11 protein-coding genes and 1 pseudogene are annotated in these 13,255 nt (G+C 58.9%); 4 read left to right on the top strand and 8 right to left on the bottom strand.

The genetic code is table 11. The features are described from left to right. Positions 1 to 76: 76 nt before the first annotated feature. From ALO80_RS27895 to ALO80_RS27885, 3 genes and pseudogenes are all read right to left on the bottom strand, one after another. Positions 77 to 1,414 (bottom strand): DEAD/DEAH box helicase, encoded by a 1,338-nt coding sequence (locus tag ALO80_RS27895; protein WP_054987649.1) that lies wholly within the window; start codon positions 1,412 to 1,414, stop codon positions 77 to 79. A gap of 168 nt (positions 1,415 to 1,582) precedes the next feature. Then, on the bottom strand, positions 1,583 to 2,818 hold the full coding sequence (locus ALO80_RS27890) for a HAMP domain-containing sensor histidine kinase (RefSeq protein WP_055011303.1): 1,236 nt from the start codon (positions 2,816 to 2,818) through the stop codon (positions 1,583 to 1,585). A gap of 11 nt (positions 2,819 to 2,829) precedes the next feature. Next, positions 2,830 to 3,519 (bottom strand): annotated as a pseudogene (locus ALO80_RS27885) (response regulator). 214 nt (positions 3,520 to 3,733) lie between these two features. Between ALO80_RS27885 and bamA the strand changes: the two are divergent. The 4 genes from bamA to ALO80_RS27865 all read left to right on the top strand — a co-directional run bounded on the left by bamA (position 3,734) and on the right by ALO80_RS27865 (position 8,360). Continuing rightward, positions 3,734 to 6,106 (top strand): outer membrane protein assembly factor BamA, encoded by a 2,373-nt coding sequence (gene bamA / locus ALO80_RS27880; protein WP_055011302.1) that lies wholly within the window; start codon positions 3,734 to 3,736, stop codon positions 6,104 to 6,106. A 113-nt stretch (positions 6,107 to 6,219) separates the two neighbouring features. Continuing rightward, entirely contained in the window at positions 6,220 to 6,633 is a 414-nt protein-coding gene (locus tag ALO80_RS27875) for a hypothetical protein (protein WP_055011301.1), read from the top strand. Between the two features lie 87 nt (positions 6,634 to 6,720). Continuing rightward, complete coding sequence (locus ALO80_RS27870) at positions 6,721 to 7,653, top strand: NAD(P)-dependent alcohol dehydrogenase (protein WP_055011300.1); 933 nt, start codon at positions 6,721 to 6,723, stop codon at positions 7,651 to 7,653. 2 nt (positions 7,654 to 7,655) lie between these two features. After that, positions 7,656 to 8,360 (top strand): helix-turn-helix transcriptional regulator, encoded by a 705-nt coding sequence (locus ALO80_RS27865; RefSeq protein ID WP_055011299.1) that lies wholly within the window; start codon positions 7,656 to 7,658, stop codon positions 8,358 to 8,360. Between the two features lie 104 nt (positions 8,361 to 8,464). Here ALO80_RS27865 and ALO80_RS27860 read toward each other — a convergent pair whose 3' ends face one another. The 5 genes from ALO80_RS27860 to ALO80_RS27840 form a co-directional block, all read right to left on the bottom strand. Next, positions 8,465 to 9,226 (bottom strand): SDR family oxidoreductase, encoded by a 762-nt coding sequence (locus tag ALO80_RS27860; RefSeq protein WP_055011298.1) that lies wholly within the window; start codon positions 9,224 to 9,226, stop codon positions 8,465 to 8,467. A gap of 162 nt (positions 9,227 to 9,388) precedes the next feature. Next, positions 9,389 to 10,294 carry an NADP-dependent oxidoreductase gene (locus tag ALO80_RS27855; RefSeq protein WP_055011297.1) on the bottom strand — a complete coding sequence of 302 codons (906 nt, stop codon included), beginning with the start codon at positions 10,292 to 10,294 and terminating at the stop codon, positions 9,389 to 9,391. Positions 10,295 to 10,344: 50 nt separating this feature from the next. Next, positions 10,345 to 10,713 carry an antibiotic biosynthesis monooxygenase family protein gene (locus ALO80_RS27850; protein WP_055011296.1) on the bottom strand — a complete coding sequence of 123 codons (369 nt, stop codon included), beginning with the start codon at positions 10,711 to 10,713 and terminating at the stop codon, positions 10,345 to 10,347. A 226-nt stretch (positions 10,714 to 10,939) separates the two neighbouring features. Beyond that, positions 10,940 to 11,968: an alpha/beta hydrolase gene (locus ALO80_RS27845; RefSeq protein ID WP_055011295.1), complete on the bottom strand. Its 1,029-nt coding sequence runs from the start codon at positions 11,966 to 11,968 to the stop codon at positions 10,940 to 10,942. Between the two features lie 57 nt (positions 11,969 to 12,025). Further along, a complete protein-coding gene (locus ALO80_RS27840; RefSeq protein ID WP_055011294.1) occupies positions 12,026 to 13,225 on the bottom strand; it encodes an MFS transporter in 1,200 nt (399 codons plus the stop codon). Positions 13,226 to 13,255 lie beyond the last annotated feature (30 nt).

Below are 13,255 nucleotides of genomic sequence, written 5' to 3'. Positions count from 1 at the left end.
GCACAAAGCCAGGCTGTACTAAAAAGCCTGCTGTAGAAGATCATCGCTCCCGCCTGCGCGGGAGCGATCAAGTCAGTTACTCCGCGGCCGGGGCCGGGGTGCTGCGTTTTTTCAGCGGTGCCATGCCATCCTGGCTCACCAGATCGGACTTGGGACGGTTGACCGTCTTGCGCTTGGTCGGCCCTTTGGCCGCTGCCTTCTTCTTGTCGCCCTTGGCGTCGGTCTTTTTCTTCTTCACACCTACCGCCTTGCCGGAAGCCTTGACCTTCTTCGGCCCGCCGTAAGTGCCTTTGACCTCTTTAATGACACGACGCTCGAAGCTCTGCTTGAGGTAGCGTTCGACGCTCGACATCAGGTTCCAGTCGCCATGACAGATCAGCGAGATTGCCAGACCGTCGCTGCCCGCACGGCCGGTACGACCAACGCGGTGGACGTAGTCGTCACCGCTGCGTGGCATGTCGAAGTTGATCACCATGTCCAGGCCTTCGACATCAAGGCCACGGGCCGCTACATCGGTCGCGACCATGATCTTGGCGCCGCCTTGCTTCAGACGGTCAATGGCCGCCTTGCGGTCTTTCTGGTCCTTGTCGCCATGCAGCACGAATGCCTTGTACTCCAAGGCCACCAGACGGCCGTACAAACGGTCGGCCATCGCCTTGGTATTGGTGAAGATAATGGCCTTCTGGTAAGTCTCGTTGGCCAGCAGCCAGTTCAGAACCTGTTCCTTGTGCACGTTGTGATCAGCGGTGATGATCTGGTGGCGTGTGCCGGAAGCCAGTTCGCTGACACTGTTCACCTGCAGATGCTGCGGGTCCTTGAGCACCTTGCCGATCATTTCGCGCAGGCCGGCACCGCCGGTGGTTGCGGAGAACAGCATGGTCTGCTCGCGGCCGGCACATTCACCCGCCAGGCGCTCGACGTCTTCGGAGAAACCCATGTCCAGCATACGGTCGGCTTCGTCGAGCACCAGCACTTCAACATGCTTGAGGTCGAGGTTGCCCGCGTTCAACTGCTCCAGCAGACGACCCGGTGTGCCGATCAGAATGTCCGGAACCTTGCGCAGCATGGCCGCCTGTACCTTGAAGTCCTCACCACCGGTGATCAGGCCGGCCTTGACGAAGGTGAACTGCGAGAAGCGCTCGACTTCCTTCAGGGTCTGCTGAGCCAGCTCGCGCGTTGGCAACAGGATCACGGCGCGGATGTCGACACGAACCTTGGCCGGGCCGATCAGGCGGTTGAGGATCGGCAGCACAAACGCGGCGGTCTTGCCGCTACCGGTTTGCGCAGTCACCCGCAGGTCGCGCCCTTGCAGTGCAAGCGGAATGGCGGCCGCCTGCACAGGCGTAGGCTCGACAAATTTAAGCTCGGCCACAGCTTTAAGCAGGCGTTCGTGCAGGGCGAATTCGGAAAACACGGGTGCTACCTCGACGAAAAACAAAAATACAGCTGCATAGCGTAACGGTTTCGAGCGCCGGGGCCGAGTTTCTTTACTACCAAAGGTCGATTTTGTTTATGGATCAGCCCGTACGACACCTCCAGAAGCCGCACAATTGAACCGCTGACGATGAACAACACTTACGTCTCAGCTCACCGGCAGTACGATATCCACTGCCAGCCCACCGCCCGGGCGATTGCGCGCGGCGATCTGGCCACCATGCATTTCAACGGCACGAAGCGCGATGGCCAGGCCCAGGCCGAAACCTTGCGCAGCATTGTCCGGGCCACGTTCGAAAGGCTGAAAGATACGTTGCAGGCACTGTTCATCCACGCCCGGCCCCTGATCGATGACATTGACCGTCAAGCCCGGTGGATATGCCTGAACGTTGGCGATCACCAGCACGTCAGTGCCAACCGTGGTGTGGCGAACCGCATTGCGAATCACGTTTTCGAAGGCCCGGTAAAGCAGCTCGCTGTCGACCTGCGCCACAAAAGGTCCGGGGGCCTGCAGCCTGACCCGACACTGTTTCAGGCCAGCCTCGAACTCGGCATCCTCGACGATGGCCGCCAGCAGGCTGATGACGTCCACCGTTTCTCGCTCCAGGCTTCCGACATCACGCTGCATGCGCGCGAGGGTCAGCAGCTCTTCGATCAGTGCATCCATGCGCTCCGACTCGCGCTCGACCCGCTCGAGCATGTCCAGTTGAGTCGGCTCCTGGCGCAGCAGACCGATAGCGGCACTCATGCGGGTCAGCGGTGAGCGCAACTCATGGGAAATGTCGTGCAGCAGTTGCTGCTGGGAATCGGCCATGACCTTGAGCTGATTGGCCATCCGGTCGCAATCTTCAGCCAGATCGACGATTTCATCGCGTCGCCGCCCCATATCGGGTTTCACCCGCGTATCGAAACGGCCTCTGGCAACCTTGCCCATTGCCTCACGCAATTTGATCAGCGGTGCCACCAGATAGCTGCTGAGGAACCAACTGAACAGTGCGCTCATGAACGTGCCGGTGATCAGCGGATTGAAATGCGAGGGCCGGTCTTCATGGTTGGGGCGCTGGGTGGACCTGATGTGTACGACCGCGCCCTCGCGGGTGTGCACGGCCAGTTCGAAAACTGGATCCTCTACCGGCTTGCCCGCCAACAGCAGGCCGCGGCTGTCGTACAGCCCGACCCGACCTTGCGCGTCAGGCTGCCAGGCATCGAGCAACGCCTGCCCTGCGGCAATGCCGGACTGTTGAAGAATGCGTACTTCGTTGTCGAACACAGTGCTGAACGAAGGATCGCCCGGCCCTGAACGCGACAGCATGAACAAACCGGCACCGACCATGAACGTCATGCTGGTTGCCAGCCAGAACGCCAGAAACAGTTTCCAGAACAACCGGCTCGGTCTCATGGCGTAATCAACATATAGCCCAGATTGCGTACGCTCTGTATCCAGCTCCGGCTATCGTTGCGCGGCCCCAGTTTGTGACGAATGCTGCTGATGTGCACGTCGATGCTGCGGTCATAGCGCGCCAGCGGCCGGCCCAGTGCGTTCATCGACAGGTTCTGCTTGCTGACCAGTTGCCCGGCGTGACGCGCCAGCTCTTCGAGCAGGCAGAACTCGTTGCCAGTCAGTTCAAGCGTGACGCCCTGCCAGTGTGCTTCGCGTTTGCCCGGCCAGAGCGTCAGTTCACCGGCCTGTACCACATCCCTTCCCGTCTAGACCATTGGTACCGCCCGTACCCTGCGCATGATCGCCCGCAGACGCGCCACCAGTTCGCCCGGTGAGCTGGGCTTGGGCACGTAATCGTCAGCCCCCAGTTCCAGACCGGAAATACGGTCGATGTTGTCGCCACGGGCCGTCAGCAGAATCACCGGTACCTGGCTTTGCGCGCGGATACGCCGGAGCACTTCGATCCCGGACATGCGCGGCATCATGATGTCGAGCACAACAATGTCGTGACGACCCGACAACGCCTCGATTTCCCCTTCTTCAGCACTGTTGGTGCAGGTCACCGTGAAGTGTTCACGGGTCAGGTACTGACTGAGCATTTCTGTCAGTTCCCGATCATCGTCGACAAGCAATACGCACGTCATGGCAGGCCCTTATTAGTAGTTGCCGATTATCCCGGCGCTGCCACGGCGTGTCAGCCAGGCTGGATGATCTTTACCTAACCTTACACTGCGTTAACCGTCCCCAACCTGCCCGCCCCCTATGCTGCGCAGCCAACAGCGCCCGCCGGGGCCCTTTCTGGCGTCTCACCGGCAGCGTTCAAGCGCCTGAGTTCGCAGCTTTTCTGGAAAGGGTTTGATGATTTATTCGCGTCTGCTTCTATCGCTCTGCCTGTTATTCAGCGTCCCGCTGGTGCACGCCGACACTTTTTCCATCTCGGACATCCGCGTCAACGGCCTGCAACGCGTGTCAGCCGGCAGCGTCTTCGCTGCACTGCCGCTCAATGTCGGTGATAAGGCCGATGAACAGCGTCTGGCCGACGCTGCGCGCTCATTGTTCAAGACCGGCTTTTTTCAGGACATTGACGTTGCGCGCGACGGCAATGTGCTGGTAATCAATGTCGTCGAACGCCCCTCCATCGCCAGCATCGAGATTGTCGGCAACAAGGCAATCAGCACCGACGACCTGATGAAGGGCCTGAAGCAGTCGGGGCTCAGCGAGGGCGAGATTTTCCAGCGCGCCACCCTTGAGGGCGTGCGCAATGAGCTACAACGCCAATACGTCTCCCAAGGCCGTTACAGCGCCTCGGTCGATGCTCAGGCGCTGCCTGCGCCACGTAACCGCATCGCCCTGAAAATAACTATCGACGAGGGGACGGTGGCGTCGATCCAGCACATCAATGTGGTCGGCAACACGGTGTTCCCCGATGAACAGCTCGCCGACCAGTTTCAACTGAAAACCAGCAACTGGCTGTCATTTTTCAAGAACGATGACAAGTACGCTCGCGAAAAGCTGTCCGGCGACCTGGAGCGCCTGCGTTCCTGGTACCTGGATCGTGGCTACATCAACATGGACATAAACTCGACCCAGGTGTCGCTGACGCCCGACAAGAAGAGTGTGTTCATTACCGTGAATATCACCGAGGGCGACCGGTATACGGTGGCCAGCGTCAAACTCGGCGGCGACCTGAAGGTGCCGCAGGATCAGCTTGAGCAACTGATTCTGGTCAAACCGGGACAGGTGTTTTCGCGCAAGGTCATGACCGATACCACCAACCTGATCACACGCCGCCTGGGCAATGACGGTTACACCTTCGCCAACGTCAACGGCGTGCCGAAAGCCAATGAGGCCGATCACACGGTAGACATCAGCTTCGTGGTCGATCCGGGCAAACGTGCTTATGCCAATCGCATCAACTTTCGCGGCAATACCAAGACCGCCGATGAAGTGCTACGCCGCGAAATGCGCCAAATGGAGGGCGGCTGGGCGTCGACTTACCTGATCGACCAGTCGAAAGTGCGCCTGGAGCGTCTGGGCTTTTTCAAGGAGGTGAACGTCGAAACACCGGCGGTCCCAGGAACCGACGACCAGGTGGACATCAACTACGCGGTCGAAGAGCAAGCCTCGGGCAACATCACCGCCAGCGTGGGCTTCTCGCAGAGCGCAGGATTGATACTGGGGGGGTCCATCTCGCAGAACAACATCCTCGGCACCGGTAACTTCGCCAGCCTCGGCATGACCCGCTCCGAGTACCAGACCAAGTACAACTTCGCCTTCACCAACCCGTACTTCACACCGGACGGTGTGAGCCTGGGCTACAACGTTTTCTACAACACAACCGACTACAGCAAGTATTACGACGATGACGACGAGGTCTCCTATTACTCGCTCGACAGCGTGGGCGCGGGGGTCAACCTCGGTTATCCGATCAGCGAAACATCGCGCCTGACCTACGGTCTGTCGATCCAGCACGACACCCTCGACCCCGGCAGCTACAGCGCCGACGAGATTTACGACTTCATCGAGCGTGAGGGCTCGTCATTCACCAACCTGAAAGCCAGCGTCGGCTGGTCGGAATCGACCCTCAACAAAGGCGTGCTGGCCACGCGCGGCCATTCACAAAGCCTGACCCTGACCAGCACCGTGCCGGGCAGTGACCTGCAGTTTTACAAGCTCGACTACAACGGCCAGACGTTCGTGCCACTCAGCGACGCAACCTCGTTACGCCTGCACACCAAACTCGGCTACGGCAACGGTTATGGCGATACCGACGGCCTGCCGTTCTATGAAAACTATACGGCGGGCGGCCAGGCCACGGTCCGCGGCTTCAAGGACGGCACTCTGGGACCGCGCAATACCCCGGCCACCGGGGCCTACGCCAGCCAGGGTCAGATTTATTACTCGGACCGCGACACGGAAGCACTGGGCGGCAACGTCCTGATCACCGGCGGCATGGAATACCTGTTCCCGATGCCCTTCGTCAAAGACCAGAAATCCCTGCGCACCTCGCTGTTCTGGGACTTCGGCACCGTCTACGCCGACAAGTGCTACCTGAGCACCACGCAGAACTGCGGCAACATCAATATCGACCAGATGGCCAGCTCGGTCGGCGTCGGCGTGACCTGGTACTCGCCGCTCGGCCCATTGAGCTTCGACCTCGCCGTACCGATCAAGAAACCCGAAGACGCCGAGACCCAAGTGTTCCAGTTCTCGCTGGGCCAGACTTTTTGAAACCTGGCCTTTTACAGCGTGAACCTTTACCCAGCATTACCCGGCCCGGACCGCGCTTTACGTCCGGGCATTGAATACTGCCTGGTATCACCCACCTGGTCAGGAGCCGCCCCATGAGCCGCGAAGTCAGACAAATTACCCCCGATGTGCAGGAAATCATCCAGCAGGCATTGCGCTCGCTGCTGGGCAAAGGTTTCGTTATCGCGTTATTCGGCAGCGAAGACACAACCGGGGCGATGCACTACCACCTGCGCATCGACCACGACGCAACAGGTCTGGGCATCGAGCATCACGACAATGTCGAAGACGGCTTCATCGACGACATTTTCATGCTGGCAACGCGCATGAAGACCATGCTCAAGCAACGCGAAACCCTGAGTCGCATGCACGGCGGCAGCCAGGCGAGGGGTCAGGTCCGGCTGCTGACCTGGATCAACGACGACAGCAGCCAGACGGTGCTGCAAACGGCCGGGGATGCAGGACGTGAATGCTTGAGCGCGTTGCGAGGGCGGCGAATGGCAGGGTGATGCGGGCTGCTCCGACTAATCATGGTGACAAAAACTGTCCCTGTCTCTGTGTACTGTGATCTTCACACTCAACGGAGAAAATGACTGATGAAGCGCATTCAATACAGCAAATACGGCGGCCCGGAGCTGATGCGGCTTGAGGATTTCGAGTTGTCCGCGCCCGGAAAAGGCGAGGTGGCTGTGCAGGTCCGGTTTGCCGCTATTAACCCGATCGACTGGAAACTGCGTAACGGGATGATGAAGATCGTCACCGGCAAAGCGTTCCCCCGGGCAATGGGCATGGACTTTTCGGGCGCTGTCACCGCGGTCGGCGCGGACGTCACTCGGCTCAAGGTAGGCGACGCGGTGCTGGGGCTTGCACGTTTCAAGGAAAGCGGCGCATTTGGTCAGGCTGTCGTGACCAGAGAAACGTTTCTGGCCAAAAAACCCGCGTCGCTTTCTTTCGAAGATGCAGCCTGCATCGGCACGCCGGGCATCACCGCCTGGAATGGGCTGATCGACAAAGCGAAGCTGCAGGCAGGCCAGCATGTGTTCATCAACGGCTGCTCGGGAGCGGTCGGTGAAGCGGCGGTGCAGATCGCGCTTTACCTCGGTGCTACGGTCTCCGGCAGCTGCAGTGCCAGGGATTTCGAGCGGGCAAAGGCGCTGGGTGTACAGAATGTCTACGACTATAGAACCACCCACGTATCGGCTATTCCCGCACGTTTCGACGTGGTGTACGACACCGCCGCAACGCTGACGGTATCGGAAGGCGTTGAAATGTTAAAACCGGGCGGGGTGTTTCTGGACCTGAACCCTGGCCCCGGCAAGTTCATACGCGCCCTCTTCGATCGCAGGCTCAAGCCCATCATAGGTTCGCCACGCGTCGAGATTCTGGATAAGCTGGCCGAAGCTGCCAGCAGGGGCACCTTCAAGATCCCGGTGGGTGAAGTCGTTCCCTTGAGCAGCGCAATCAAACTGATCCACGAACTTGAGAAAGGTCGCAAGCTCGGTGGCAAAGGTGTTATCGCGATGGAGTAGGCATGGCCAGAAGTCATCGTTTGTTTGAGTTGATGCAAGCGCTCCGACGACATCGCAGGACGGTATCGGGCGCGTCTCTTGCGCAGGAACTGGGCGTTTCACTGCGCACCATCCGCCGCGATGTTGCGACCCTGCAAGGCATGGGTGCCGATATCGACGGCGAGCCGGGTCTGGGGTATATCCTCAAGCCCGGTTTTCTGTTGCCCCCATTGTCGTTCACGGAAGAGGAAGTGCAGGCGCTGATGATCGGCGCGCAGTGGGTCAGTCGCCAGACGGACGATAAGTTCGCCTTCGCCGTAAAAAATGCCCTGGCCAAAATCAGCGCCGTTTTGCCTGTGGAGATGCGTCCGACACTGGAAGACGAAACGTTCTACATCAGCAAACCGCTCAGCGCTGCAACGACCATCGACCTGAGCGAAATTCGCCGCGCGCTTCGCGACCAGCACAAGCTGAGCATCACGCTTTCGATAGAGCATGCGCCCAAGGACCCGCAGATCATCTGGCCGATCATGCTCGGCTTCATCGAGTCCAGGCGACATCTGGCGGCCTGGTGTGAGGGCGACAGCCGATACCGGGTGATCGACATGGATGACATCGCGCAGGCGCAAGTTCTGGCTGAACGCTACACGGGCAACCGCCGCCAACTTATCAAGGAGTGGCGTGCACTGGAGATTTTGCCTTGCAACGTCCGGGGCGAGACCTGCTGATACGAGCAACCGCCCTCGCAATCTTCGCCCTGCCCTGAATGCCATGAACAAAACAGCTGGGCCTTTTCATCGACCCGTTTTTCAGTACCGCCCAATCCTGGCGCTCAGTATCCCGACGCCTTGGCCAATTGCCGTAATCCGAACTCCGGCGCGATGCGACTCAGCAAATACAGCATCTGGCTCAAGCCTGGGCGAATCTCGGCCTTTCCTGCTGCGATACCTGCCATCGCCTGATCCGCCAGCTTGGCGAGGGGCATAGGTGCCGGGCCTTTTGACGCGTGCCCGCTCACCAGGTTGTTGAACAACGCAGTATCGGTACTCGGCGGAGCAATTTCGATCACTTTGAGCGAGGTCTTTTTGAGTTGCACACGCAATGCGCGGGTGTAAGCATGTAACCCGGCTTTAGCAGCGCTGTAGATCGGGGACACAGGAAAGGGGACGAACGCTAGCCCTGAAGTGATGTTGACGATCATTGCCTGGGGTCGGCCGAGAAGGTGCGGGAGAAACTGCTGCACCATTCGAATGGGGCCATTCAGATCAACGTCGACTTCAAGCGCTACATCATCAAGCGAGCGGAGCGCGGAAAGTTCGATGTTGCGCATGATGCCTGCATTATTCACCAGAATGTCGAGCGTCGGAAACTCCTGCATCAGTTGCTCATGTAACCTCACGATGTCTTCGGGTCGGCCGACGTCACTGCGTATTGCCTTTACACCCGGCAACTCACGCTGGACTGCCTGTAATCCTGCCTCATCACGCCCTGTAACGATGACCACGTTTCCCATGGCCAAAAAGCGACGGGCGAGTTCAAGGCCTATACCGCGTGTACCGCCAGTGATCAGTACCGTCTTGGCGCTCAGGTTCATTGCTGCAACTCCCCTACTGACGTTGCGCTCATAAAGTTGCTCTCGTAAAAAGATCATGATTACTTTGAATACTGCGACTGTGAGCAGCGCAGCCTGGAGCGCACCTTTAAAGCTTCAAACCTGTCACGGCCTGCAGACGCAGGCCGCGACCCGGTGTTTTGATCAAGCCATTGTAATGACGAGCTTGCCGGTCACGCGCCCGGCGGCGCTGATCGCTTGAGCAGTGGCGATTTGCCCGATCGAAAAGGTCTGCTCGATACGCAGATCAAGCGCTCCCATCTCATACAAGCGCGCCGCTTCTTCAAACGCCCGCTCGGGATGGTCGAGCGATTTCGCAGAGAAAACCACGCCATGCTGCGGAGCCGTCACATCAGAAATGGACACGACCCGGCTGGCATCGCCGACAATGGCAACCAGTTCAGGCACGGTGCCCGCCCCGGCCAGGTCTAGCGCGGCATTTACGCCGTTGGGTGCCAAGGCCTGCACTCTCGCGGCCAGGCCGGGTTCGTAGGTGGTCGGCACAGCGCCCAGGCTGCGAATGTACTCATGCTTGAGAGCACTCGCCGTACCGATCACGATGGCGCCGCGATGCAGTGCCATCTGGATGGCGGCAGATCCGACACCCCCGGCCGCGCCCGTTATCAAGAGCGTTTCGCCAGCCTTGATATTGACGTGATCGAGGATACGGGTAGCGGTTTCAACAATGACAGGCAAACCACCTGCCACCTCGATGGGCATGTTGCGCGGCACAAACGCCCAACTTCTCAGGACTGCCTGTTCCGCCAATGTGTTTCGTCCGTAGCCAAAAACGACGTCACCGACTGCAAACCCTGAAACACCCTCGCCGACCTCATCAATAATGCCTGCCGCCTCTGAGCCGACACCGGCGGGGAAGCTAACGGGCATGAAGTCATGAACATACCCCGCGCGTATTTTCCAGTCGATGGGATTGACACCGACCGCCTGCACTTTAATGCGCACCTCACCCGGCCCCGCGTACGGAGGGTCTATGTCGACGATCTTCAATACATCGGTGCCACCATATTCGTTGAACTGAACGGCTTTCATAAGTAGTCCTCTTACTGCGTCAATAACTGTCGGGAGTGGAATTCCCATCGTTAGGCTGTGCATAAATTCGCTACAGCGACTTTTTGAAACAGATGCGGGCGAAATACCGCCGATGGCGGATGTGCCTTGGCGATCTCGCGGAAGTCGGGGTGTTTGAAAGCGGTGCGCCAGGACTGCGCAGACTCGAACACTGCGTAGTTGAGATACGTTGGGCTGTCTCCCAAGGCGCGATGCAGCTGCGTCGAGATGAAACCAGGTTGTTTTTTCATGAACGCAGCGTCTGCTGCCCACGCGACGAGGAAGGCTGCTTCGTCCTCAGCTGACATAGTGCAGACGTTGATTAACACGATGGGGGCAGCATCGATTCCCATCTGTTGGCTTAATGGAAACGACGGATCAAGCGGCTCAACACTGGACATGGTGATTTTCCTCAATCAGCTACTGATTCAATTGCCAAGGCAACAACAGTCTCCGCTGCGTCAAGTGCTCATCAAGGGCTTTGCCTTGTCCGTGCCATGGTAAGTGGGGAGGGGGACAGTTTCTGTCACCAGGGTGCAGTGGCGGTCGGATTTGGAGTCGCAAAAGGCTGACGACGAAAAAGGCCCTGCTGTTGCAGGGCCTTTTGAAGTATTCAGGACGGGCTGATTACTTCAGGTTTTTCTTGAAGAACTCACCCAGCTTGTCGAACGGGATGAGATCGACCCGATCATAAAGGTCCACATGCCCCGCGCCCGGTACGATAATCAGTTGCTTGGGCTGACCGGCCAGTTTGTAGGCCTCCTCGCTGAACTCCAGAGAGTGCGCAGCCGAACCGGCAATGAACAGCATCGGGCGTGGCGATATCGTCTCGATGTCGTTGAACGGATAGAAGTTCATGAACTTGACGTTGCTGGTCAGCGTCGGGTGAGTGGTCAGTTCGGGGGACTGGCCTTCGGGCGTGAACTCGCCCCGTGGCGTGCGATAGAAATCATAGAACTCACGTTCGATCGGGCCGGATTTGTCAGTCAGTTTGTGTACGGTGCCGCTGGTGTAGGCCGTATCGCCACCGCTGTATTCCACGTCGCGTTGCAGTGCCGCTTGCTCAATGATCTTCTTGCGCTGAGCCAGGGTTTGCGAATGTTTCAGACCATTGCGATTGGCGGCACCCATGTCGTACATGCTGACGGTGGCGATAGCTTTCATGCGCGGGTCGATCTTCGCGGCACTGATGACAAAGCTGCCACTGCCGCAGATGCCCAGAACCCCGATGCGATTCTTGTCCACAAAGGTCTGGGTGCCGAGAAAGTCCACTGCGGCGCTGAAGTCTTCGGCATAGATATCCGGCGAAACAGCGTTACGCGGCAGGCCTTCACTGTCGCCCCAGAATGACAGGTCCAGCGATAGCGTGACGAAGCCCTGCTCGGCCAGTTTCTGCGCATAAAGATTGGCGCTTTGCTCCTTCACGGCACCCATGGGATGGCCGACGATGATTGCCGGAGCTTTAACATTCGGGTTCGAACCTTTGGGGATGAACAGGCTGCCGCCGACTTTCATCTTGTACTGATTAGTGAACAGCACTTTTTGCGCAGTGACTTTATCGCTTGTGTAGAAATTATCAGCACCGTGAGACATGTCTGCTCCTGTCGCAGCGTATGAGCTTATTAAAAGCCCCAACATCAAAAGAAACTTTTTCATGGCGTGTTCCCTTGTTAAGTGATTGACCCGCGTTCTTTTCAGCACTTGTTTGTGACGTTATTGATCAATACGAGCATCGCGTCGCGCCGCCGCAGCAAGTGCGGCCGAACCCGCCAGCACCAAGCCTCCAAACGCGAACGGGCTCCACCAGCCGAGGTTGTCGAACAGTGCGCCGCCGATGCCTGCTCCGGCGGTGATCGCCAATTGAATGGTTGCCACCATCAACCCGCCACCGGCCTCGGCGTCGTCGGGCAGCGTTCTACTCAGCCAAAGGCCCCAGGCAACAGGCGCAGGCGTGGCGATCAGCCCCCAGGCGGCAAGCACGATGGCGACGGCCTGTGGCGAATGGCCGAGACCGGTGAGCAACCCGGCCAGCACCGCCATCAGCAGCGGAATGCCGATCAGGCAGGCATACAGGCCTTTGTGCAGCAGCCTGCCGATCAGGTAGGTGCCGGCCAGCCCGCTGGCCCCCAGCGCCAAAAGCATCAGGGACAGGGAGTTGACGCTGACCCCGGTGATCTCTTCCAGAAACGGGCGCAAATAGGTGAAGACGGCGAACTGGCCCATGAACAGCAACAGGATGGCGGCCATGCCGATGGCCACTTGCGGGTTACCCAGCAGGCGAAACGGATTGCGCGCCCGCTTGCCCGGCTGGCTGTTCATTGCCGGAAGGCTTAGCCACTGCCAGGCAAACGCCAGAGCAGCGAGCGGAATAACCAGAAAAAACGCGCCACGCCAACCGATGTATTGGCCCATGAAGCTGCCCAACGGCGCTGCTACTGTGGCCGCCAGCGCATTACCGCCGTTGATCAGTGCAAGGCCCTTGGAAACAGACTCTTCGGGCACCAGCTTCATTACGGTCGCCGTCGACATCGACCAGAAACCGCCAATGGCAATCCCGAGCAACGCACGGCCCGCCATGAACAACCAGCCGTTGGACGCCAGCGTGACGATCACCCCGGATACCAGCAACAGCAGGCTGAAGCCCAGCAGCACCGGTTTGCGGTCAAGATGCCCGGTCAGCGGTGTGTTCAGCAGGCTGGTCAATACTGCAAAAAAACCCGAGATCGATATTGCCTGCCCTGCCTGACCCTGGCTGATGCCGAGGTCCTGCGCGATCGGCGTCAGCAGGCTGACCGGCATGAACTCCGAGGCAATCAGCACCACCACACACAGCGCCATCGAAAATACAGCGCACCATGCAGGGGGATGTGCGGTTCTGGAGGGCTGCTGCAGAGTTGAATCAAATGCTTGCATGCGTCCTGACCTGGCGACGTTAAAAATAGT

The organism is Pseudomonas caricapapayae (genome assembly GCF_001400735.1).
In the GTDB taxonomy this organism is placed as follows: Bacteria; Pseudomonadota; Gammaproteobacteria; order Pseudomonadales; family Pseudomonadaceae; genus Aquipseudomonas; species Aquipseudomonas caricapapayae.
Note: the sequence above shows the minus strand (reverse complement) of the source record. Positions and strands in the feature narration are given on the sequence as shown.

What these genes read in the sequence shown, in the direction of transcription:
- ALO80_RS27865 (WP_055011299.1), top strand. Translation starts at nt 7,656, where the DNA reads ATGGCCAGAAGTCATCGTTTGTTTGAGTTGATGCAAGCGCTCCGACGA.
- ALO80_RS27845 (WP_055011295.1), bottom strand. Translation starts at nt 11,968, where the DNA reads ATGAAAAAGTTTCTTTTGATGTTGGGGCTTTTAATAAGCTCATACGCT.
- ALO80_RS27855 (WP_055011297.1), bottom strand. Translation starts at nt 10,294, where the DNA reads ATGAAAGCCGTTCAGTTCAACGAATATGGTGGCACCGATGTATTGAAG.
- bamA (WP_055011302.1), top strand. Translation starts at nt 3,734, where the DNA reads ATGATTTATTCGCGTCTGCTTCTATCGCTCTGCCTGTTATTCAGCGTC.
- ALO80_RS27840 (WP_055011294.1), bottom strand. Translation starts at nt 13,225, where the DNA reads ATGCAAGCATTTGATTCAACTCTGCAGCAGCCCTCCAGAACCGCACAT.
- ALO80_RS27870 (WP_055011300.1), top strand. Translation starts at nt 6,721, where the DNA reads ATGAAGCGCATTCAATACAGCAAATACGGCGGCCCGGAGCTGATGCGG.
- ALO80_RS27860 (WP_055011298.1), bottom strand. Translation starts at nt 9,226, where the DNA reads ATGAACCTGAGCGCCAAGACGGTACTGATCACTGGCGGTACACGCGGT.
- ALO80_RS27850 (WP_055011296.1), bottom strand. Translation starts at nt 10,713, where the DNA reads ATGTCCAGTGTTGAGCCGCTTGATCCGTCGTTTCCATTAAGCCAACAG.
- ALO80_RS27875 (WP_055011301.1), top strand. Translation starts at nt 6,220, where the DNA reads ATGAGCCGCGAAGTCAGACAAATTACCCCCGATGTGCAGGAAATCATC.